General features: G+C 56.3%; 21 protein-coding genes. 10 read left to right on the top strand and 11 right to left on the bottom strand.

What is annotated here, in order from left to right; translation table 11 throughout:
* Positions 1–3: 3 nt before the first annotated feature.
* The 5 genes from JLG71_RS13400 (at position 4) to JLG71_RS13380 (ending at position 5,251) form a co-directional block, all read left to right on the top strand.
* Positions 4–555 carry a glycerol-3-phosphate responsive antiterminator gene (locus JLG71_RS13400; protein ID WP_004851068.1) on the top strand — a complete coding sequence of 184 codons (552 nt, stop codon included), beginning with the start codon at positions 4–6 and terminating at the stop codon, positions 553–555.
* Positions 556–575: 20 nt separating this feature from the next.
* Positions 576–2,114: an FGGY-family carbohydrate kinase gene (locus JLG71_RS13395; RefSeq protein ID WP_200914278.1), complete on the top strand. Its 1,539-nt coding sequence runs from the start codon at positions 576–578 to the stop codon at positions 2,112–2,114.
* Between the two features lie 11 nt (positions 2,115–2,125).
* Complete coding sequence (locus JLG71_RS13390; RefSeq protein WP_200914277.1) at positions 2,126–2,887, top strand: SDR family NAD(P)-dependent oxidoreductase; 762 nt, start codon at positions 2,126–2,128, stop codon at positions 2,885–2,887.
* 16 nt (positions 2,888–2,903) lie between these two features.
* On the top strand, positions 2,904–3,899 hold the full coding sequence (locus tag JLG71_RS13385; RefSeq protein WP_047723784.1) for a 2-hydroxyacid dehydrogenase: 996 nt from the start codon (positions 2,904–2,906) through the stop codon (positions 3,897–3,899).
* 89 nt (positions 3,900–3,988) lie between these two features.
* Positions 3,989–5,251 carry a PTS galactitol transporter subunit IIC gene (locus JLG71_RS13380; RefSeq protein ID WP_004851075.1) on the top strand — a complete coding sequence of 421 codons (1,263 nt, stop codon included), beginning with the start codon at positions 3,989–3,991 and terminating at the stop codon, positions 5,249–5,251.
* Positions 5,252–5,382: 131 nt separating this feature from the next.
* Here the strand turns inward: JLG71_RS13380 and ompC are convergent, their stop codons facing one another.
* The 6 genes from ompC to JLG71_RS13350 all read right to left on the bottom strand — a co-directional run bounded on the left by ompC (position 5,383) and on the right by JLG71_RS13350 (position 11,692).
* Positions 5,383–6,468 carry a porin OmpC gene (ompC, locus tag JLG71_RS13375; RefSeq protein WP_064374661.1) on the bottom strand — a complete coding sequence of 362 codons (1,086 nt, stop codon included), beginning with the start codon at positions 6,466–6,468 and terminating at the stop codon, positions 5,383–5,385.
* 685 nt (positions 6,469–7,153) lie between these two features.
* Positions 7,154–7,630 (bottom strand): WbuC family cupin fold metalloprotein, encoded by a 477-nt coding sequence (locus JLG71_RS13370; protein ID WP_064374660.1) that lies wholly within the window; start codon positions 7,628–7,630, stop codon positions 7,154–7,156.
* Positions 7,631–7,960: 330 nt separating this feature from the next.
* Positions 7,961–8,467: a helix-turn-helix domain-containing protein gene (locus JLG71_RS13365; protein WP_048252274.1), complete on the bottom strand. Its 507-nt coding sequence runs from the start codon at positions 8,465–8,467 to the stop codon at positions 7,961–7,963.
* A gap of 430 nt (positions 8,468–8,897) precedes the next feature.
* Entirely contained in the window at positions 8,898–9,905 is a 1,008-nt protein-coding gene (locus JLG71_RS13360; RefSeq protein WP_049079373.1) for a FecCD family ABC transporter permease, read from the bottom strand.
* Complete coding sequence (locus JLG71_RS13355) at positions 9,902–10,858, bottom strand: ABC transporter substrate-binding protein (RefSeq protein WP_109240387.1); 957 nt, start codon at positions 10,856–10,858, stop codon at positions 9,902–9,904. Before JLG71_RS13355 ends, JLG71_RS13360 begins: the two co-directional genes overlap by 4 nt.
* A 24-nt stretch (positions 10,859–10,882) precedes the next feature.
* Positions 10,883–11,692, bottom strand: a complete 810-nt coding sequence (locus tag JLG71_RS13350) for an ABC transporter ATP-binding protein (RefSeq protein WP_109240388.1) — start codon at positions 11,690–11,692, stop codon at positions 10,883–10,885.
* A 290-nt stretch (positions 11,693–11,982) separates the two neighbouring features.
* On the opposite strand from JLG71_RS13350, the gene JLG71_RS13345 reads away from it, so the two are divergent.
* Positions 11,983–12,312, top strand: coding sequence for an NIPSNAP family protein (locus tag JLG71_RS13345; protein WP_004851091.1), 330 nt, complete (start codon positions 11,983–11,985; stop codon positions 12,310–12,312).
* A gap of 111 nt (positions 12,313–12,423) precedes the next feature.
* On the opposite strand, the gene JLG71_RS13340 is transcribed toward JLG71_RS13345, so the two are convergent.
* On the bottom strand, positions 12,424–13,245 hold the full coding sequence (locus JLG71_RS13340; RefSeq protein ID WP_025106263.1) for a hypothetical protein: 822 nt from the start codon (positions 13,243–13,245) through the stop codon (positions 12,424–12,426).
* A gap of 153 nt (positions 13,246–13,398) precedes the next feature.
* Here JLG71_RS13340 and celB point away from each other — a divergent pair, with 153 nt between their 5' ends.
* Genes celB through JLG71_RS13325 form a run of 3 tightly spaced genes read left to right on the top strand, consistent with a single transcriptional unit; the run spans position 13,399 to position 17,137 of the window.
* On the top strand, positions 13,399–14,718 hold the full coding sequence (gene celB / locus JLG71_RS13335; RefSeq protein ID WP_004851095.1) for a PTS cellobiose transporter subunit IIC: 1,320 nt from the start codon (positions 13,399–13,401) through the stop codon (positions 14,716–14,718).
* Between the two features lie 4 nt (positions 14,719–14,722).
* Positions 14,723–15,676, top strand: a complete 954-nt coding sequence (locus JLG71_RS13330; RefSeq protein WP_009652191.1) for a N(4)-(beta-N-acetylglucosaminyl)-L-asparaginase — start codon at positions 14,723–14,725, stop codon at positions 15,674–15,676.
* Between the two features lie 3 nt (positions 15,677–15,679).
* Complete coding sequence (locus JLG71_RS13325; RefSeq protein ID WP_109240389.1) at positions 15,680–17,137, top strand: leucyl aminopeptidase family protein; 1,458 nt, start codon at positions 15,680–15,682, stop codon at positions 17,135–17,137.
* Between the two features lie 955 nt (positions 17,138–18,092).
* Here JLG71_RS13325 and JLG71_RS13320 read toward each other — a convergent pair.
* Positions 18,093–19,292 carry an MFS transporter gene (locus JLG71_RS13320; protein WP_014838552.1) on the bottom strand — a complete coding sequence of 400 codons (1,200 nt, stop codon included), beginning with the start codon at positions 19,290–19,292 and terminating at the stop codon, positions 18,093–18,095.
* Between the two features lie 108 nt (positions 19,293–19,400).
* On the opposite strand from JLG71_RS13320, the gene JLG71_RS13315 reads away from it, so the two are divergent.
* Positions 19,401–20,357: an AraC family transcriptional regulator gene (locus JLG71_RS13315; RefSeq protein ID WP_004851102.1), complete on the top strand. Its 957-nt coding sequence runs from the start codon at positions 19,401–19,403 to the stop codon at positions 20,355–20,357.
* Here JLG71_RS13315 and JLG71_RS13310 read toward each other — a convergent pair.
* Genes JLG71_RS13310 through JLG71_RS13300 form a run of 3 tightly spaced genes read right to left on the bottom strand, consistent with a single transcriptional unit; the run spans position 20,354 to position 22,437 of the window.
* Entirely contained in the window at positions 20,354–21,142 is a 789-nt protein-coding gene (locus JLG71_RS13310; RefSeq protein WP_080528093.1) for a pyrroline-5-carboxylate reductase family protein, read from the bottom strand. The genes JLG71_RS13315 and JLG71_RS13310 overlap by 4 nt on opposite strands.
* Before the next feature lie 12 nt (positions 21,143–21,154).
* A complete protein-coding gene (locus JLG71_RS13305) occupies positions 21,155–21,910 on the bottom strand; it encodes a VOC family protein (protein WP_032694934.1) in 756 nt (251 codons plus the stop codon).
* Positions 21,898–22,437: an L-2-amino-thiazoline-4-carboxylic acid hydrolase gene (locus JLG71_RS13300; RefSeq protein ID WP_200914276.1), complete on the bottom strand. Its 540-nt coding sequence runs from the start codon at positions 22,435–22,437 to the stop codon at positions 21,898–21,900. The genes JLG71_RS13305 and JLG71_RS13300 overlap by 13 nt, the downstream gene beginning before the upstream one ends.
* Between the last annotated feature and the right edge of the window lie 4 nt (positions 22,438–22,441).

The raw sequence follows: 22,441 nt of genomic DNA, 5'->3' as shown, positions 1-22,441 counted from the left end.
AATATGTTCTTAAATAACACCATCATTCCTTCCGTCAGAAAATATAAACATTTTGAACAGGCGCTGGCCTGCGCATCAGAATACGTACTGCTGTCCGAAGCAAATATCGGCAACCTGCAATCGCTGATTGGCAAATGCCATCAGCGCGGCAAAAAAGTGCTTATTCACCTGGAGCTACTGGGCGGTTTTAAACCCGACCAGGCGGGGATCAGTCTGCTCAAAAATTACTACAAGGTTGATGGTGTTATTTCGTCCAATCTCTCGGCCCTACGCTATGCCAAAAAAGAGGGATTGTTAACTATCTTCCGGGTATTGCTCATCGACTCGCGTTCGCTGGATCACTCCATCGATATTGTTAAGCATAACCCGCCAGATGCTATTGAAATCTTACCTGCTGAATATGCCTGCCAGTGTCTGGAATTGATTAGCCGGAATTTAAAAGGCTTTGACGTGATATTCATCGCCGGAGGCTTTGTAAAGCGGAAATACCTTGTAGATAAAATTTTCCATGCCGGATTTAAAGGCATTACCACCAGCGAACCCGGTTTATGGTAACGCATAAGGAGTCCACGCCAATGAAACAACACTACGTCATGGGCATTGATAACGGCGGCACCGTCACAAAAGCGGCGATTTACGATCGCGCCGGCAACGTGGTGGCCAGCGCGTCGAAGTCTACGCAAATGCTGACCCCGAAGGAATTTCACACCGAGCGAGATATCAACGAACTCTGGGCGGCCAACGTTGAAGTCATTACAACGGCCCTCGCGCAGTCGGGGATCGACGCCAGCCAGATCAAAGGCGTGGCGGTCACCGGCCACGGCAACGGGCTGTATATAGTGGATGAAGCGGGCGCCCCGGTGCGCAACGGGATCATTTCCACCGATAGCCGGGCTAAGGGCTGGGTTGAAAAGTGGTACCGCGACCCGACGTTTGTCAGCGACATTTTGCCCAAAACCATGCAGTCCATCTGGGCAGGCCAGCCCGTCGCCCTCCTCGCCTGGCTGAAAGAGAACGAGCCTGAAGCGCTGAACAACGCGCGCTACATATTCATGGTCAAAGATCTGATTCGTTTTTATCTGACCGGCGAAGCCTTTCTCGAACTTACCGATATCTCAGGGACTAACCTGATCAACGTTCGCGACCGTGACTATGATGCCTCGCTGCTGGCCTGGTGGGGGCTCGGCGATCTGCGCGACAAGCTTCCGCCCATTAAACGCTCCACCGATTGCTGCGGCTACATTACCGACGACGTCGCGCAGCTAACCGGTTTGTGTGCCGGAACGCCTGTCTCGGGCGGCGTGTTTGATATCTCGGCGTCATCCGTCGCTTCCGGCATCAATACTCTGAATAAGCTGGCGATTATTACCGGCACCTGGAGCATCAATGAATACGTGACCGACCATCCGGTTATCGACCGGGATCTCTTTATGACCTCGATTTATCCGATTGAGGGCAAATGGTTAATTACCGAGGCCAGCCCCACATCCGCCAGTAATCTGGAGTGGTTTATCAATAACTTTATGGAAGGCGATCGCACCGCCGCGGCGGCGCAGGGATCGTCAGTCTACGATCTGTGCAATGATCTGGTCTCCACGACAACGCCCGCCGAGAGCCACCTGCTGTTCTTCCCGTTTGTCTTCGGCTCCAACACCATCCCGGACGCCTCCGCGGGGTTTATCGGCCTGAATAGCTTCCATAAAAAAGCGCATTTTCTGCGCGCTATCTACGAGGGGGTCGCCTTCAGCCACCTTTATCACACCGAACGTCTGCGCAACATCAACCCTGATCTAAGCCGCACCATTCGAATTGCGGGCGGCGTCACTAACTCTGCGGTCTGGCTGCAGATATTCGCCGATATTTTCCAGTCCACTCTGGAGATTGTCGACGTGAAAGAGCACGGCACCCTGGGCACCGCGATGACCGCCGCGGTCATGGTTGGCTGGTTTGATGATGTCTTTGCCGCCTCAAATGAGATGGTTCACGTTTCGCGAACGGTCACGCCGAACCCGGACAATAACAAGGTCTATCAGGATAAGTATCAGCTCTACAAAAATCTGCTATCGGAAATGCAGTCTCCGTGGAAAAGCTGCAGTAACTACATTACGCATTAAGCGAGGAAAGTATGGATCTGAATTTACACCACCGCACGGCTATCGTCACCGGCGGCGCAACGGGACTGGGCAAAGAGTTTGTCCTTTCCCTCGCCAGAGAAGGGGTCAACATCTGCTTCACCTATATGCGTGATGAGGAGCGCCCGGAGCAGTTGATCGATAAGGTAAAAAATAGCGCCAGCGTCGAGATTATTGCGGTGAAAACCGATCTTTCCGATGAGCAAAGCCGGGAGAATCTGTTCGCGACCTGCATTGAGCGGCTGGGGAACGCCGATATTCTGGTCAACAATGCCGGGATCTGGCTAAGCGGCTACGTCACTGAAATCACCCAGCAGGAGTGGGACAGCGTGATGAACGTCAACCTGAAGGCGGTTTTCCACCTGAGCCAGCTGTTTGTCAACCACTGCCTGGCGAAAGATCGGGCCGGCAGCATTCTGAATATCACTTCTCAGGCGGCCTTCCACGGTTCGACCACCGGTCATGCGCATTACGCGGCCAGTAAAGCGGGCCTGGTGGCATTTTCTATCTCGCTGGCGCGCGAGGTGGCGAAACAGAAAATCAATGTCAACAACATCGCCGTCGGCATTATGGATACCGCGATGATCCGTAAAAACATTGAGCAGAATCCTGACTATTACGTCAGCCGTATTCCGGTGGGCCGGGTAGCCCAGCCGCACGAAATTGCCGACATCGGCGTCTTCATGGTCTCTCCGAAAACCAGCTATATGACGGGAGCGACTCTGGATGTCACCGGCGGTATGTTGATGCGTTAATTTATGGAGAATCATTATGAAATGTCTGGCAATTGCCGATCTGTTTATCAATGCAGCGATGATGGACGCGGGTCTGAAAGCGCTGAAAGATAAAGGTATTACAGTGGAAGTGCGCGAATGGTCGCACGAGTCGATTGAAAAACTGCAGGAGGATAATTTACTGGTTGAACAGCAAGGCTCCGAAGCGGTGGCGCTGCCTGCCGCCCTGCTTCAGGGCGCTGAAGAGGTTGAGATCCTGATCGTCCAGTTCGCCCCGGTCAACGCGGCGGTATTCGACAAGCTGCCAAAGCTTAAATACGTTGGCGTGCTGCGCGGCGGCATTGAAAACGTTAATCAGGCGGAGGCCAAAGCGCGCGGAGTTGAGGTAATGAACACGCCGGGACGTAATGCCCGCAGCGTGGCGGAGTTTACCGTCGGCATGATTCTGGCGGAAATGCGCAACATCGCCCGCTCGCACGATGCGCTACGCGATAAGTTCTGGCGCAAAGAGAGTCCTAACCACCGGGCCATTCCTGAACTGGGCGGCAAAGTGGTGGGTCTGGTCGGGCTGGGGCATATCGCTCAGCTGGTGGCCGGCTTCCTGCGCGGTTTCGGCAGCGAGATTATCTTTTACGATAAGTACGTCCCCGGCCATGACAGCTATGAAAAGGTGGATTCTCTCGATGAGCTGGTTCGCCGTGCGGATGTGATTTCGCTGCATGCCCGCATGACCCCGGAAACGGAAAACCTGATTAACGCGCATCATTTTGAATTAATGAAGGAGAGCGCCATTATCGTCAATACCGCACGCTCCGGCTTAATTAATGAAGGCGATCTGATCGCCGCGCTGCAGGACGGTAAAATCATGGGCGCCGCCCTCGACACTTTTGATGATGAGCCGCTGCCGGAGGATAGCGCGTTTTATTCGCTGAATAACGTCACGATAACGCCGCATATTGCCGGCAGTACTATTGATGCCTTCAGCAATTCGCCGAAGATTTTTTCTGAGATCTTGCTGAAGCAACTCGGTTAAATATTAAAAGAGCCGCGTAAGGTTTTTGCTACGGCCCATTGGGCACGGGTTCGCTCGCGCCCAATTCGGCCGCCTTTTAAGGAAATATTATGGATATTATCAACAGCATTATTAGTCTGGGGGCATCAGTGATGATGCCAGTAATATTCTTTATTATCGCCCTGTGCTTCGGCGTTAAAATTGGCACCGCATTTAAAGCCGGGATGCTGGTCGGTATCGGTTTTGAAGGGGTGGGTCTGGTGATCGGCCTGCTGTTGACCAACCTCGGCCCGGCGTCGCAGGCCATGGTTGAACGCATCGGTCTGCACCTGACGGTGGTCGATACCGGCTGGCCGACCGCCTCCACTATCGGCTGGGGCTCGCCGCTGATGCTGCCAGTGGTCGTGGGATTTATTGTTATCAATATCGCCATGCTGCTGCTTAAATTAACCAAGACGGTAAATATCGATATATTCAACTACTGGATTTTCCTGATTATGGGGTCGGTCGTGTATGCCGGCACCGGTAACTACTGGCTCTCCGTTGGCATTACCTTCGGCATATTTATCTTAACCCTGCTGGCGGCGGATTTAACCGCACCGTATTTGCAAAAAAACTATAATCTTAAAGGGATATCATTCCCCCATCTTACCTGTATAACCTACGTGCCGTTTGGTATTGCCTGTAACTATATTATTGATAAGATCCCGCTGATTAATAAAATTAATTTCGACCCAGAAAGTATTAATAAAAAATTCGGCGTCTTCGGTGAACCGCTGACCCTGGGCTTCGTGCTGGGGCTGCTGCTGGCCTTCCTTGCCGGATACGATGTTGCAGCCGCGGTGTCGCTGGCGATTAAAGTTTCCGCCGCCATGCTGCTGCTGCCGAAAATGATCGAAATTTTAGTGCAGGGTCTGCTTATCGTGCGCGATGCCGCGGAAGCGAAGCTGAAAGCGAAATTTCCCAACCGCGACTTCTATATCGGCATGGATACCGCGCTGCTTATTGGCGAACCCTCGGTGCTGGCGACCGGGCTGCTGCTGATCCCCATGGCGGTGGTGCTGGCGATTATTTTGCCGGGCAACCGCGTGCTGCCGTTTGTCGATCTGGCCTCGCTGATGTTCCTGCTGGCGATGGTGACGCCGTTCTGCAAACGCAATATGTTCCGCATGTTTATCACCGGCACGCTGGTGGTCACCTGTATTTTGTACGTCGGGACGGATATTTCGCGGGAATACACCCAGGCGGCGGTCAACTCTAACATTCCGGTGCCGGAAGGGATGGCGGAAATCACTAATATCGTGGGCGGAGCCACCACCCCGGTGGGCTGGCTGGCGGTGAAATTCGGCGAGTTTTTCAGTACCGCGCCGTAAACTCCCTCTTTTCTCACTCAGCCCGGCGCGGGAAACGGCGTCGGGCTTTTTCGTCTCGCCCTGCGTTCAAGTATAAAAAATGCCTGCCAGGAGGGTAAGCTGGCAGGCATGGTTCAATAAAAGGCGTTGTCTTAGAACTGGTAGGTTATGCCCACGGCAACGATGTTATCGGTGCTGATGCTGGCATCTTTGGTGAACCTGGTGTCATCCAGCAGGTTGATTTTATAGTCCACATAGGTAGACATGTTTTTATTGAAGTAGTAAGTCGCGCCGACATCAACGTATTCAACCAGATCCTGGTCGCCGTAGCGGCCCAGATCTTTGCCTTTTGATTTCAGGTAGGCGATGGACGGACGCAGGCCGAAATCGAACTGATACTGAGCAACCACTTCAAAGTTCTGCGCGGTATTGGCGATATAGCCTTTACCAAACTTCGTCATGTTGCGGGTTTCAGCATAGGTGGTTGCCAGATAGATGTTATTAGCATCGTACTTCAGACCGGCCGCCCACACTTCCGCTTTTTCGCCACGGGCGTAGAAGTCAGGATTCACGCGCCCTTCCCTGACCTGCGCATCGGTGCGATCGGATGCCGCGTAGGCCGCGCCTACGCCAAATCCTTCGTACTCATAGGTCGAGGCCAGACCCCAGCCGTCGCCATGCTGTTTCGCCAGATCGCGACTGTTGCCCTCTTCTTTGCCCTGGTACTGTACGGCGACGTTCAGGCCGTCAACCAGGCCGAAGAAACCGCTGTTACGGTAGGTGGCAACGCCGGTGGTACGCGCGGTGGCGAAGACATCGGTCTGGGTCCAGGTATCGCCGCCAAACTCCGGCAGCATATCGGTCCAGGCGCCGATATCATAGGCGACGCCGTAGTTACGGCCGTAGTCCAGAGAGCCAAATTCGCCAAACTTGAGGCCGGCAAACGCGAGACGCGTTTTGTCGCCGGAGTTGTCGCCTTCAACGTTATTGGCGCTGAAGTTATATTCCCACTGGCCGTAGCCAATCAGTTGGTCGTTGATCTGGGTTTCCCCCTTGAAGCCCAGACGGGCATAGGTCTGATCGCCATCCTCGGACTTATCGCTGGAGAAATAATGCAGGCCGGTCACTTTCCCGTAGAGGTCGAGTTTGTTTCCGTCCTTGTTATACACTTCAGCTGCCTGCACGGTTCCTGCAGCAAGAAGTGTAGAGACGGCCACTGTTAGTAATTTTAATTTCATATTATTTCGTCCCTAACTATTAATAAAATATCAAATCTCAGATGCCTTCTGAGCGAGGCTATTATGCGATAATTCGCAAAGAGACTTGAAATTAAAAGTTCCAGTTTTTTAGACCAAATACCATAACTGTGACGACAACAGCGGTTGTTAATTGATGTACATCAATCATTCACTGCTTGCGTTGGCAAATATTCTGAATCAAGCCTTACGCAACCCAGAGATACAGAAGGTTTGACTAAAATAGATAAATTACCATAAGGAAATTCTAATGATTAGATAAATTAAAGATTGCAATTTGTTAAAAACAATAAAAATCAATAAGTTATAATTTAAAAAACCAATCATTAATGCTTATTCATAAAGGCATTGATTCCCATGACTGGCTATTAATGAGTATATTCCGATCCTTCCCCGCAGATAAATTATAGTGCCGAAATGACCACGTTTCTTTATTGAAGATTCTTTACAAAAACCGTAAAAATTATAGCATAGTGGTTTAAGATGTGTTTAACACTTCCGTGCAAGGGATATCGTCAGCCCTATTTCAGGGGATAGGTTTAACTATGAATAAATAGAGCCAGGAGCTTGTCACCAGTTTGATAAGCCGCTGACGCGCCGGGAACGGCTTATCTGTATCGGGGGTAAAAGGAAGCTGGCGCGGGCTGCTCCCCGCGCAATGCCTGGATTACAGGGTAAAACCGCCATCACCCACTTGCGCCCGGGCGTACCACTTCATTAGCTCGGCGGTTCCCGGCGCGTTTTCAGCTGGCGCCCACGGGGCCGCGTCTTGCTCAGAAACCGGCTGGTAACCCCCGTATTTAACCTCAAAAATTACGCCGCCTTTATCCATCGACAGTACGGCATGCCAGGTACCCGCCGCCATCTCCAGCACCTTACACTCTTCGCCTAACACCACGCGCTCGGTCACGTTGCCAGCATCATCAAAGGTCAACACCACAAAACGTCCGCTAAGGGATGTCAGCAGTTCAAAAGTGTGCGGGTGGCGGTGAGGCCGAACATAGGTACCCGGCTCCATAGCGACGGCCAGGCGTTGCACCGGATCGCTTAAGTCAGGGTGGAAATTACGATGGGCACGTAGGCGAGGCGAAACTGCAGCCTGTTCGCTTTGTTGCCGAAGGTCACTCAACGTCATTTGTTTCATATAAGCCTTTATTGTAGTTGGGCAGCTTACGGCAATCAGGTTGTCGTAAGGCTTAATGCTATTTTCAACAGACGATTAGCTTCGCCGCTCGCGGAACACATCGCTGGGCGGATTATAGACGCTGATGCCGCGGTCCCAAAGCGCCAGAAATGTCGAGAACAGATCGTGGTGGGGTTCGGTTGTCCCCCGCTCGCCCTTTTAGGTAAGACATGGGATAGATGACATGAAAAAGAGACACTTTGTGAGTGCGCTCCTTAACAGTCGTGGCAGGCGGAAAAATAAGATGAGAGTGCGAAGATAAAGGTATAGTCACGCATGCAGGTGCAGCAATTAATCCGGCGTAAATTTATCGAGCAGCGAAAAAGCGTGTAAATAATTAGACAGCGCCAGTAGCGCATGAAATGAGTTAAAGCCGAACTTCTCAATTAATCTTCTTTTATAGCTGCTGTAGGCCTTGGGCGAAATGCCGAGCAGCTCCGGGTAATCTTTTGCCAGTACGGTAAATTTCATAATAAAAATATACTGAAATTCTCTCTCTGTTAACGTGATGTCCTCTCCCACGGGGATGCCATCAGTCACTCTGGCGATAATACTGGCGATATGTGCGGTGCGCCTTTTGTTTATCAAACAAATAATATTACCTTCAACCCGGAAACAAACAAAATTCTTTTTCATTTCAAAGCTGTTTATCAAAAAATGGAACTGCGCGTAGCTGCTGGATGCGTACTTTGTTAAGCACAAATCGACCAGATTCGCCTTTCTGACCGCTTTTATGTCGTTTATTTTCAGACGCATGGCTTTCTTAAAAAAATGATTATGGCTGAAAATAGTTAACATTCCTTTCCCTCATGAAAGTGCAATCATCCTTTATAGAAATGCGTATAATAGGCGCCATGGGGATATACCCATGAGTGAAGTGGGTGAATTATAAGTTTGTTTAATATTTATTGTCCAGACGAGTGAATTTCAGAAAAATCCCTGCGAAATGTAAACCATGGGATTTTCACTGGCCCGGAGACAGCGCTCATCCCCACGCTTACTTTAGGATTTTTCTTACGATGCATCGGTTAAAGAGAGATTAGCAGCATATCACTCTACGACAGAGATGATAATTAACTAATAACATTGAAAAAATTAATTTATCAAAAGATAAAACTACCAATGAGGGAATTGCGCATGAACCGAAGCGCATGCGCGCGCTGACTTCCGGGCATTTGTTTGCCCTTCGTTTAAGTCTGCGCCAGGCAGCGACCCGGCGCGACTCAGTTTATGAACGGTTTCTGGCCAGCAAAATAATAATGAAGAGACCACCGATGCCGGCCGTAATGATTCCGATAGGCAGCTCCTGCGGAGCCAGCAGCGTCCTGCTGACGATATCACCGCCGCACAGTAGCACCGCGCCCCACAGGCCGCATAAAGGAAGCAGCAGCAGATGTTTTACGCCAGAAAAATAGCGGCACATATGCGGCACCATCAGGCCGATAAAGCCAATCACCCCGGTCAGGGCCACCAGCAGCGACGTTGCTAACGCGCAGCAGAAAAACACCTCCATTCGCAGGCGGGTAACGTTAATGCCCAGCGACTGCGCGGTCTGCTCACCGGCCAGTAAGCCATCCAGGGAGCGCCAGCGCAGGAGTATGAATGCGCCTAGAAGCAGCAGACTGAACAGGGCGTAGGGCAAATTATCCCAGCGCGCCAGACCGAGCCCACCCAGCGACCAGAACAGCACCGAGCTGGCGGCCCGCTGGTCGCCCGAGAAAATCAGATAGCTGGTCAGCGCGCCGAATAAAAAGGAGATCGCCAACCCGCAGATCACCAGGTGCTCTGCGCCACGCTGCTTTTTAAAATGAAACAGCAGCATCACCGCCACCGCCGAGCAGATGCCGCCAACGAATGCCGACACCGGCAGCGTCAGCGCGCCAAGCCGCTCACCGAATCGGGTGATCACCAGTACCGCTCCCGCCGATGCGCCGGAGGAAAGCCCGAATAAAAAAGGATCGGCCAGATCGTTGCGCGTGGTGGTCTGTAGTAGACCGCCCACGATGGCCAGCACCGCGCCCGCCAGCACCGCCAGCAGCGTTCTTGGCACGCGCAAATCAATGACAATACGTCCGATCATCTCCGAAACCGGCACATCCAGCAGCCGCAAGGCGCCGAGAACCTGGGTAAGCGACAGCGGCACGCTGCCTTTAGCCACGCTGAGCAGCATCAAGCCGGCTAATAACGGCAGCGCCCCCCACGCGGCCCAGTAGTAGCGATAGTGAGTCCCGCTCATTGGTGGGCCGCAGGATACATCGCATGAGCCAGCTTTTCGGCCGCGTTGATATTCGCCGGGCCGGGCGTCAACTCAGCATATTGCAGCTTCAGATAACGCTGCTGCTTCACCGCCGGCGTCTGTTTCATTAACGGATGATTTTCGAGGAAACGGCGCAGCGAATCAGCGCCGCTGCCGGTCTGATAATCGAGAAGAATAATAAAATCGGGTTCCGCCGTCGCCACGCTCTCCCAGGAGGTGGTCCCCCAGCTCATCTCCAGGTCGTCCATCACGTTTTTCCCTCCCGCCGCTTCGATAATCGCGGTCGGCATGGCGTACCGTCCGCTGGTAAAGGGCTTATCTTCGCCGGAATCATAGACAAACACCTTTAATGGCTGCACGCCCTGCGGCGGCTTAGGCAGCGCATTCAGCGTTTTTTTCCAGCCGTCGACCAGCGTACGGGCCTCTTGCTGCTTGCCAAAAATCTTACCCAGCGTCAGCTCATCGTTATACAGCAGGTCCATACTCGCTTTTTGTTTCTGAGAGGCGGTAAAGACGCAGCTCTCGCTCAGCACAAAGGTTTTGATACCGTATGTTTCGAGCACGGAAGGCGTGACCTCCCCGCCGACCTTCATGCCGTAATTCCAGCCGGCGAAAAAGAAATCAGGATTTGCCGCCAGCAGCGTCTCCAGAGAGGGATATTTCGGCGCCAGCTCGGGAATTGATCCCATCTGATGTTTAAATTCCGGGGTCATTTTGTACCATCCGGTAATGCCGGTTAAGCCAACGATGCGGTCCTGCAACCCGAGAGCAAAAGCCATTTCAGACATATTAAGGTCGTGGATGACCGCCCTTTTCGGCGCCTGAGTGAAGGTCACCGGCGTTCCGCAGCTGTCAATCGTGACGGGAAAATCCGCCGCGTTCGCCGCTGAAATAAAAAGAAACGCCATCGTCCCTGCAAACCATTTATTCATGCTGCGTTATCCTCCGGTAATTTATCAGACATAGCCTGGCACCTCAAAAATCCGCAGCGCCTTCCCGGTCATGGGATGCGGTACGGTAAAGCTGGTCAAGCCGAAGACCGGGTAAAGCCGTTGTGAAACAAGCACGCGCTCCGGCACATCCCAGGCCACGGCGCGCCCTTGCGATAAAAGCAAAACCCGATCGGCAAAGGCGTCAATCAGGGAAAGATCGTGCAATACCGCAACGACCGTGATTCCCTGGCTTTTCACTAATGACAGCAGCTCCACTCTGCCGTGGGGATCAAGGTGGTTGGTGGGCTCATCCAGCAGCAGCAGTTTTGGCGCCTGGGCCAGTACCCGCGCCAGCGCCGCCCGTTGTCTCTCACCACCGGATAACGCGGAGAGCGGTCGCTTGCGCAGCCTCTGCAATCCCGTATCGTTAATCGCGCGGGTTACGATGATGTCGTGTTCGCGACGCGACATATCCCGGGCGTGGGGAATCCGCCCGAGGGCGACATAATCCTCAAGCGCCAGACGCAGGTCGGGGGTATCATTCTGCGCAAGCACCGCGATCTGCCGGGCTCGCTGCTGCCGGGTTAATGCGGCAATGGAGCGGCCATATAACCGAACGTCGCCCTCCCGCGACGGCAGTTGGCAATCTATCGCGCGTAATAAAGAGGTTTTCCCGCTGCCGTTGGGCCCAATGACGGCCAGACACTCTCCTTTACCGGCGCTGAAATGAATGCCGGAGAGCATTTCCCCGCCGCCGGGCCGCGGTAATGATGCGATATTGACGCTAAGCACGGGAGCATCGGCTTTTCCACTCTTTGTCAAACTCTCCTCCATTAGCCGCCGCTCCCTCTCTCTTCAGCGTGGATGAGCGAAACACGCGCTCTTTTGATTTTTGATCGGCAGGTAGTGATGATAATGATTATCATTTAAAAAGAAAGGTAAATAGTCACATATTTTATAATGCCATTGAATGTTATGATATAACATATCAAAAAAGGAGTGAGAAATGCAACCCGCGCTGCCCTCATGGCAAAGAGAAGCGACAAAACCACGGGGAGTTGTTCTAATAGCCGGACAGTGCTCTCTTGCAGCAAACTCAGTGAATGTGAACAGGAAACGTCAGGATGAAAACGGTAGAGTTTTTGCTTTACACCCTTAAACCGGGGACCGGGAACGAGTTTCACCGGATAATGAAGGAACAAAGCGCCCCCTGTCATCGCGCCGCCGGAATGGATATCGTCTCCTTCGGCAATTCAGTTGATGACAACGACGCTTATTACCTGATCCGGGCCTATGAGGACCTGACGCATTTAAACGCATCCCAGGCGCACTTCTACAGCAGCCCCGCCTGGCGCGAAGGCCCGCGACAGGCCATTATCGACAGGATCAGCGTCAGCGTAAAAACGGTTATGCTGCTGAGCGACAGCGCGATTGATGGCCTGCGAAACGGTTGACCCTCCAGGGCCGCTGGCGTGGCCCAACAAAAAACGCGCTCTCTTTTGCTGTCGCAGAGATTCTGGGGCCCGGGCAAAACGCGGCGGCCGTGCCTGCCTCCGACGCCACAGTTAGTTCTGATTCAACGACTCAAGAAAGCCCTGGGGCGTCGTGTCGCCTAGCTTTTTTTGCGCCCGTCCCCGGTTCCACAGCGCGCACAGCCGCTGCAGCGTCGCGTCCGGTTCATCCAGCGCCGGAATAACGTCGGCTAATCGTTCGCTGAGCTGTACCGCTCCGCGCTCCGCCATCGCCACCGTCCGGCAAGAGAGATCCGCGCGCGCGGGCTGAAAGCCTTTATGAACATAAATCTCAAGACATTGTATACGCGCCGGACAGGCGTTCAGCGCCTCGGTCAGCCAGCTATCGACCAGCGCGGGAGAGATCCCGCTATAGATGCGGCCAAAGCACCAGCCGCTGATCGGCTCCTGCGCCCAGAGCAGATGATGTTCACCGCCGTCGTCCATCGACAGCGCCAGCTGGCGATAGTGCAGCGTCAGGGTATCCGCGCGCATTCCCGCCTTTAACGCTTTTTTCCCCTGCAGCGCGGCATTTTTCCGTCCTTCATGGGCCGGACGCAGATAGCGGTTTAGCGTGGCGCGGGAAATAGCGATGCCCAGACCCTCATTCACCATAAACAGCAGTTCGTCCAGCGGGGCGCGCAGCGCATCGCGGAGGGCGTTAATGAGGATCTCCTGCTCTTGTCTCAGTACTTTGTGTATCAAATGCGGCGTGGTGTGGTTATCGGAAATCTGGCTGCGGTTGCGCCAGCGGCGAACCGTAGTAATGGAAATCCCCAGTTCCTGCGCCAGTTCCCGGTCGCTTTTCGTCGATTCCTGAAGATATTTACGGGTTCTGGGGGTGGTGGTGGCATTAGCGTGCAGCTTAATTTCCATACGATCCTCTACAGGAAATATAACTAATCATATGAGATATATATTATTGCAGAGAATACAATGTGAACCGCTTCACCTTTCAGCCCACCGCTTTCTCTCATAATCCGCCATAGATAACACACACAGCCCTGTCGATCTTGTACGGAGTTCACAATGAACAATGTTCTGGGATTTCTTGAAGCCAAACTGATGCCTCTGGCGGCGAAAACCGCTCAGCAGCGTCACCTCGGCGCTATTCGCGGCGCCTACGTTTCATTCATGCCTTTTATTATTGTCGGTTCCATTCTGCTGGTGATTTCGTCGTTCCCCAATCAGAGCTACCAGCAGTTTATGGCCAGCACCTTCGGCGCGAGCTGGAGCGCAATTATCGAAATCCCGTTCAACGCGGTATTTTCCACAATGTCGCTGTTTATCAGCTTCCTGGTGGCCTACCGTCTGGCGGAGCACTACGGCGATGACCGCATCTCCTGCGGCATCCTCTCGCTGGTGGGGTTTCTGATCCTCACGCCGTTCATTAAGGTCGCAGAAAACGGCGGCATCACGGTGATCCCCGTGGAGTGGATCGGCACCAAAGGTTTATTCGTCGCCATGATCGGTTCGCTGCTGTGGACCGAACTCTTCTGCTGGCTAAAACGCAAAAAGCTGGTGATTAAGATGCCGGACGGCGTTCCGCCCGCCGTGCAGGAGTCTTTCGCCGCGCTGATCCCGGCGCTGCTGGTGATGATTCTGATCCTGGCGATTCGCATCGGGTTTGCGCACACGCACTACGCCACCATCCACCAGTTTATTTATGAGGTCGTCGCCTCGCCGGTACGCCATTACGGTACCTCCTACTTCGGCGCGCTGATGACCGTTTTCAGCATTACCATTCTGTGGTCGGTCGGCATTAACTCCGGTTCGATGATCAACGGCATCATTCGTCCGCTGTGGATGGAAAATCAGACCGACAACATCGCCGCTATCCAGGCCGGCGTCACCCCGCCGCACATTATCACCGAGCAGTTCTTCGATATGATCTGGATGGGCGGCGCGGGCGCAACGCTGTCGCTGGTGATAGCGATGCTGATTTTCGCCCGCAGCAAAAATATGCGCGAAGTTGCCCGCCTCGGCGCCGGCGCCTCCATTTTTAATATCAATGAGCCTATCCTCTTCGGCCTGCCGGTGATCATGAACCCGATCATGCTGATTCCGTTTAACCTCGTGCCGCTGGTGCTGGTCACGGTGCAGTACGCGGCGATGAAGATCGGCGCGGTGGCCGTCACCACCGGCGTCTTTATCCCCTGGACGCTGCCTCCGGTGATCAGCGGTTTTATCGTCACCGGGCATCTTAGCGGCAGCGTGATGCAGATCCTCAATTTGCTGATTGGCGCCATGCTGTACCTGCCCTTCATGCGCATCGTCGATAAGCAGTATCGCGCGGCGGAAGTCACCGCCCGTGCTGAAACGGACAACACGCTTGCAAAACAGGAGTAAACCAATGTGGGGAATGATTGCCACCTGGCGAATGGCGCTGGAAGGCGTAACCGAAGCCGCGGCGGCGCTGGCATCCGGCGCTGATACCGCCAGCGCCGTGGTCAATGCGGTGGCGGCGGTAGAAGATTTTCCGCTGTACAAATCGGTGGGCTACGGCGGCCTGCCGACGGAAAACGGCGAGGTCGAACTGGATGCCGCCTTTATGCATGGCGATACCCTGGCCTTCGGCGCGGTCGGTAATCTGGTGGATATTGCCAACCCGGTGAAAGTCGCCCACGCCCTGAGCCGCCAGCGCTACAACAGTCTGCTGGTCGGCCAGGGCGCCAGAGAGTGGGCCATAAGCCAAGGATTCGCCGCCAAAGCGATGCTGACCGAACGCGCAATGCAGCATTACCGGAAGCGCTGTCGCGAAACGCTGGATAAAGGCCTCAGTCCTTACGACGGCCATGATACCGTGGGCATTATTGGCCTTGATAAACAGGGATCCATGAGCGTTGCCACCTCCACCAGCGGCCTGTTTATGAAAAAGCGCGGACGGCTGGGCGATTCGCCGATTATCGGCTCCGGTTTCTACTGCGATAGCGAGACCGGCGCCGCCACGGCGACCGGCGTCGGTGAAGATCTGATGAAAGGCTGCACCAGCTACGAAATCGTCCGGCGAATGGCCCAGGGAATGACGCCGCAGCAGGCGGCGGACTCGGTGGTCTGCGAGCTGGAAGACAAACTGATGTCGCGCTTTGGCCGCGCGGGCGACCTTTCGGTGGTGTGCATGAACCGGCGCGGCGAATTCGGCGCCGCCACCAATATCAAAACCTTCTCCTTTGTCGTCGCCAGCGCGACGCAGCCGCTGACCGTGTTCTGCGCCGAGCGCGTTCGGGAGAAAACCCATTACCGGCCGGTGGACGACGAATGGATGCAGGCCTATGCCGCACGCATTCGCGCCCCCATCGAGGAGTAAGCCATGCTGGATTATCGTCTGATTAATCAACTGGATAGCGCCTGCACCGGCGCGCATCTGGTGACCTGGCCCGGCAGCACACTGCTGGCCCAGGCCCCGCTCAATGCCGTTCCGCTGCTCGCGGAAATGGTGGAACAGGCCGCCCGCGGCGAGGTGGCGGATACCCGCTTCGGCTGCTCCCCCTTCGCCCGCATCACCCTCATTCCGCTCCCCCTGTGGAGGGATACGCTGAACGATGGCCTGGCCGAGGCGCTGCGGCCGCTATGCAAAAAGCCGGTGAGCGAAACGCTTATCCTCGACGCTTCGCTGGAAGAGAGCAGCGGCGCGTTAACCAAAGCGCTGCGCGAACTGTTTAACCTCGACTGGCAGCTTGATGATTTGGGCCTGCATCAGGTGAAAGCCGCCAGGCCACGCCTGCGCCAGCTCGCCCTCTACGCCTTACCCGAACAGCGGTCGGCGCTGGACATCCTCGCCCATCGTCAACGGGCCACGGCGCATGGCATGCTCGCCGCGCGGCGGCTGGCGGATCTGCCTGCGGAGCAGTGTACCCCGCAGTACGTGGTGGAAGAAGCCCGGCGTCTGTGCGCGGATATCCGCACGCTGCGCTGCGAAGTTCTGGATGAAAAAGCGATCGTCGAACAAGGGCTCGGCCTGCTGCATGCGGTGGGTAAAGGCGCTGAACGCCCGCCGCGCCTGCTGGCGATTCATTATGATGGCGTCAGCGAGGGCCCGGTTCGCTGCTACGTCGGTAAAGGCGTCACCTTTGATACCGGCGGACTGTGGCTCAAGGAAGGCGCCGGGATGTACACCATGAAGTACGATATGTGCGGCGCGGCCAACGTCCTTGGCCTGATGCTGAGCATCGCCGAGCTGGCGCTACCGGTGCGGGCAATGGGCGTACTGGCGCTGGCGGAAAACGCGATTGGCCCCGCCGCCATGCAGCCGGGCAGCGTCGCCCGGGCCTGTAATGGCCTGACGGTAGAGATCAATAATACCGACGCTGAAGGCCGACTGGTGCTTTCCGATGCCATTGCCTGGGCGAGCCAGCGACATCCGCAGGCGCACTATATTATTGATATTGCGACCCTTACCGGCGCGGTGGTTAAGGCGCTGGGTTACGATTTGAGCGGCTTGATGACGCAAAGCGACGCGCTGCGGGCGGGGTTAACCCGGGCAGGAATAAAAAGCGGGGATGAGGTCTGGTCGCTGCCGCTGGATAGCAGGCTGAAGAAGCAGACCGAAAGCACAATCGCCGACCTGTGCAATACGCCCGGCAATAATGCGGCCATCAGCGCCTCCGCCGCCTGGCTTTTGCACCATTTTTGCCCGCCGGAGATCCCCTGGGCCCATCTCGACGTCAGCGGCACGGCGCTGTGGCGCGAAGGCGGTAAAAGCGTCGCTTCCGGCCGGCCGATTCCGCTACTGATTCAGCATCTGCTCGACGATATCGACGAGAGTTAACACCCTCCCCGGAGGCGATGCTGCGCATCTGTCCGGGCTACGGTTACCAGCAATCTGCAACTCTGTAGCACGGCTAAGCGCAGCGCAAGCCGGGAAAAAACCGCAGCAATACCACGTCACGGCATATTCCCCGGGTTGCAGCGTAAACGCCTTACCCGGGCTACGGGTTACCAGCAATCTGCGGCCCGGTAGCCCGGCTAAGCGCAGCGCAAGCCGGGAAGAAGCCACAGCAATACCCCGTCACGGCATATTCCCCGGGTTGCGGCGTAAACGCCTTACCCGGGCTACGGGCTACGGGCTCCCGACAATCTGCGGCCCGGTAGCCCGGCTAAGCGCAGCGCGAGCCGGGAAAAAGCCGCAGCAATACCACGTCACGGCATATTCCCCGGGTTGCGGCGTAAACGCCTTACCCGGGCTACGGGTTACCAGCAATCTGCGGCCCGGTAGCCCGGCTAAGCGCAGCGCAAGCCGGGAAAAAACCGCAGCAATACCCCGTCACGGCATATTCCCCGGGTTGCGGCGTAAACGCCTTACCCGGGCTACGGGTTAACAGCAATCTGCGGCCCTGTAGCCCGGGCAGGCGCAGCGCAAGCCGGGAAGAAGCCACAGCAATACCACGTCACGGCATATTCCCCGGGTTGCGGCGTAAACGCCTTACCCGGGCTACGGGTTACCAGCAATCTGCGGCCCGGTAGCCCGGCTAAGCGCAGCGCAAGCCGGGAAGAAGCCACAGCAATACCCCGTCACGGCATATTCCCCGGGTTGCGGCGTAAACGCCTTACCCGGGCTACGGGTTACCAGCAATATGTGGCCCTGTAGCCCGGCTAAGCGCAGCTCAAGCCGGGAAGAAGCCGCAACAATGCCACGTCACGGCATATTCCCCGGGTTGCGGCGTAAACGCCTTACCCGGGCTACGGGTTACCGACAATCTGCGGTGCTGTAGCCCTGAAAGGCCCTACTCCTCGCTCACGACTGGCTTGACTCTTACCGCAAACAGCACAATCACCATGGCGCTGACCAGCAGCACGCCGCTGCCGACAAAAACGCCGCTCGCGCCGTTGAGATCGAATACCGCACCGCCGCCAGCCGCACCGGCGCTAATCGCCAGCTGAATAGACGCCACCAGCAGGCCGCCCGCGCTTTCAGCTTCATCCGGCACCGTGGTGGCAAGCCAGGTCGACCAGCCCACCGGCACCAGACCAAAAGCAAAGCCCCACATCGCCACCAGCAGACCGTCCAGCAGCGCGACGTGGCCGAACGTTACCATCATCAGCGCCAGCACGCTCATTGCCAGCGGCACCAGCGCCAGCGTCAGGCGCAGGCTTCGGGCTAACAGATGTCCGGCAATCGAGGTGCCGATAAAGTTCGCTACCCCAAAACCGAGCAGGATCAGAGAAACCCCTTCGACGCTGGCCTGCGCCACGGTTTCGAGGAACGGACGCAGATAGGTAAAGAAGGCGAAGTGGCCGCTGAAAATCAGGATTGTCGCGAGCATGCCGCCAATCATACCTGGCCGACGCAGCACCTTAAACAGGGTAGCGAAGCTGCCGACGCTCTCCGGACGCATGGAAGGAAGAACCCACAGCTGCCAGAGCAGCGCAACCACACTCGGCAGCGCACAGATAAGAAATACGTTGCGCCAGCCGATCAGCGCGCCGAAATAGCTGCCCAGCGGCGCGGCAACCACCGTCGCGATGGAAACGGCGGAAAAGATAATCGCCAGCGCTTTCGGCACCATCGCCGCCGGAACCAGACGCATGGTGGTCGCGGTCGACATCGACCAGAAGCCGCCGATGGCGATCCCCAGCAGCAGGCGCCCAAGCAGCAAAAACTCCAGCGAACCGGCGAAGGCCACCATCATGCTGGAGATAATTTGCAAAACGGAGAAGAACATCAGCACCCAGCGGCGGTCAATATTTCGCGTCGCGGTGGTGATCAGCAGCCCGGTAACTAACGCCACCAGCGCCGTCGCGGTGACCGCCTGCCCCGCCATACCTTCGCTAACGCCCAGGCTTGCCGCCATCGGCGTTAACAAACTGGCAGGAAGAAACTCGGCGACAATCAGGCCAAACACCCCCAGCGCCAGCGCATAGACGGCGCGCCACGCGGGCCTGGCGTTGGCCTGGCTCTCTTCAGCTGCAATGCAGGAACTCATAAACATCTCTCCAGAACAATTAACATTTCGTTAAGGTTAGGCGGTTCTGTTCGGACGATCTATGATGCATACTCCTTGATTATTGATAATTCGTCCGGGAATGATGTTATGACTCAGCACGCCCTCGATCTCACCAGCGAACTTCTGCGCGGCATGCGCCTTTCCGGCGTCAACTATCGCCGCATCGAAACCTCCCGCCCTTTTGGCGTCGAATTCGGCTTCGTGCCCGGTAAAGCGCAGTTCCACTTTATCAGCCGGGGACCGGTACTGCTGCGCATGGTCAGCGGCCAGCGCCTGATGCTGCAGAGCGGCGATGCACTGTTTATTCCGAACGGCGATGGTCACGTGCTGCTCTCCGATGACCAGGCAACGGTGGTTAACGTGTCCAGACTGCCCAGCGAACCGGTTTGCGACTCGGTAAGCTGCGTCAAAAACGCCTGCGACGACGCGAAAAGCGACAGCGCTATTATCTTCAGCGCCTGTATGGACTTTGAGCTGGGCGGTATGCAGCCGCTGGTCAAAGCGATGCCCGAAGTGATGCTGGTCAGCAGCCTGCTGACCAGCCGTCCGGAGATCCCGCCGATGCTGGCGGCCATGGAACGCGAAAGCCTCACTCGACAGGCGGGCTACGCCGGCATTCTGGCGCGGCTGGCCGATGTGGTCGCCGCGCTGATTGTCCGCGGCTGGGTGGAGTGCGGCTGCGGCAACGCCACCGGCTGGGTACAGGTGCTGCGCGATCCTAAGCTGGCTAAAGCCATTTACGTGATGCATCAGCAGCCGGGCATTAACTGGAAAGTCGAGGATCTGGCCCGCGAGGCGGGAATTTCGCGTTCGGTATTTGCTGAACGCTTCCTCTCCGCCACCGGCACCACGCCCGCCCGCTATCTTACCGAGCTGCGTATGCGCCTCGCGGTGCAGTACATTTCCCATGAGGGTCAGGCGCTGGAAAAAGTGGCCTTCAGGCTGGGGTACAGTTCTCATGCCGCCTTCAGCCGCGCCTTTAAACGCATTATCGGAAAGGCGCCGGGCGCGCTGCGCGATCTGTCGCGGGAAGAAGGATTTTAGCACTGTCCCAGTTCACGGGTGCGCCTGACCGCCGCCAGTACGCTGCGCTGAAGCCCAGCGGCAAAATCGCTGTTGTTCAGCTCATACAGACCGTGGATCCCGACGCCCGCCGGGGAGTTGTTGATATCCAGAAGCTGGCGCGGATGCTTCTGGCTTTGGCGCAGCATCTCGACCGCGCCGAGCAGGTTTTCCAGCACCACCTCCGTTGCCTGGGGCCGCGGCAGCCCCGCCAGTACGCCGGCATCGGTAAGGGACTCAATAAAGTAGTAAATATAGTTAGGGCCCGCGACGCCAAAGCCGGTAAAGATATCGATCAACCGCTCAGGCAGATACAGCACTTTGCCAAAGCCGCGCAGAAACGGCTCGATCTCAGCCGCGCTGGCGTGGGGGTTTAAGGTCACGCCGCTATAGCCAAATCCGGTATCGGTCAGGGTATTGGGGATCGCCCTGGCAATCGGCGTTGCCGCACCAAACAGGGAGGCCAGCTTTTCCAGGGTCACCCCCGCGATCAGAGAAACCACTGTCGTCGAGCCGTTTAGCTGCGGGCGCACGCGGTTCGCCACCCCCGCCAGATCGTCCTGCGGACGGATCCCCAGCACCAGCAAAGAGGCCTCGTTTACGCCACCGTCGCCCGACAGCCGATAACGGGCGCGCAGAGCCTCGACTCGCGCGCTGTCGATATCCTCCAGCGAGATCGCGTCCGCCCGCAGCGCACCGTGGCTTAATGACGCGCGAATAATCGCCTCCGCCATCTGTCCGGCGCCAATAAAATGGACCCTGGTCATGAGTCTTACTCCTTATTCAAAAAGATATTCGCCGTTGCCAACGCGAAAGCGTCGGCCTTTGAGCGCCGGGTCAGCAACGCGAAACACTAGTTCAGTCAGTTGGTTCGCCGCGCCCTGACGGAAAAGAAACTCTCGACCGCCCACCGCCAGCCCCTGCTCGCCTTGCGGGGCAAAGCCAAACAGCAGCTGCCAGCGGTCGCGCACCGCCTGAGGATGCTGAACCGTGAAAACCGCGCGCTGCAGTTCAATCTCCCCCAGAGGATGCGGCGCAGCGAGACCCTGTGCCTGCAGGCGGCTCAACCGGGCGTCATCCTCTTCCCCCCATTGCAGAATAAAGGGATAGACCAGGCCGTCAAAATCGCCGTCAATGGTGAAGATCCGCCAGCGGATAACGTTGCCCTGCGGATCGTCGCGCTGGCCGTTGACGATCGGCGAAACCCGCAGGCCCTGCTCGTGCAACTCCGCATGCGTGCGCTCAATATCGTCGCTACGCAGCGCCACCCGATACAGCGCTTCATTATCCGGCAGCAGCCGCGACGCATCCCGGGAGAGTAAAAACGTCTCCGCGGCGGAAAGCAGCTCTGCATCATCGGCAATCGCCAGAAATTCGATATAGGTCAGGCCGAAATAGCTCAGCGCATTCCTGGTCCCCCAGCCCGGGTGGCGCCCACCGGCCACCGCGTTGAGCTTTTGCCCGCTCAGCGCCTGAATCGCCGCTTCCGGCTGATTAACAAACTGGACCGCGTGGTCCCACGTTAAGGTTGCCATTCGCCCTCCCGCTCCTCTGCCTGATAAAAACGCAGCCGACAGGCGGCATCGCCGCGAGCCAGCGCGGTCTGCACCTCTAAATGCAGCCCCGGAAACGCGTCGGTTAGCGCACGATCGCCTTCCATGCAGATATCGCACAGCGTCTCAATTTCGCTGGCGCCTCGCCCCTGCTGCCGCCAGCAGTTGACATAGGGACAGTAGTGAAACAGGACGATAAATTCGGCCCGGCTGGCGCTAACGGTCTCCATCTCATAAACCTGAGATTCCAGACCGCAGGTAAACAGCCCGGCAAACTCCTGCAAATCTTTTCGATCGCGCATTTGCGCGCGCAGCTTATGCCCGATATCGCGGCCATAGCGGCGTATTGCTTCACGGACAGAACCATCCGCGATATGGCGTTGTCGGCTTTCGTCCAACAGGTAACCGATCGTTGCCGCGCGTTTTTCAGTAATGGCGCGCAGCGCCAGGGTCACCTCATCGTTTAAGGTGGCGGCGTTATGCGCCGGTTCCGAGCTTATTTGCGTCATGCGC

The sequence above is a fragment of the Klebsiella michiganensis genome (assembly GCF_015139575.1).
GTDB classification, from domain to species: domain Bacteria; phylum Pseudomonadota; class Gammaproteobacteria; order Enterobacterales; family Enterobacteriaceae; genus Klebsiella; species Klebsiella michiganensis.
This window is presented reverse-complemented; position numbering and strand designations above follow the sequence as displayed.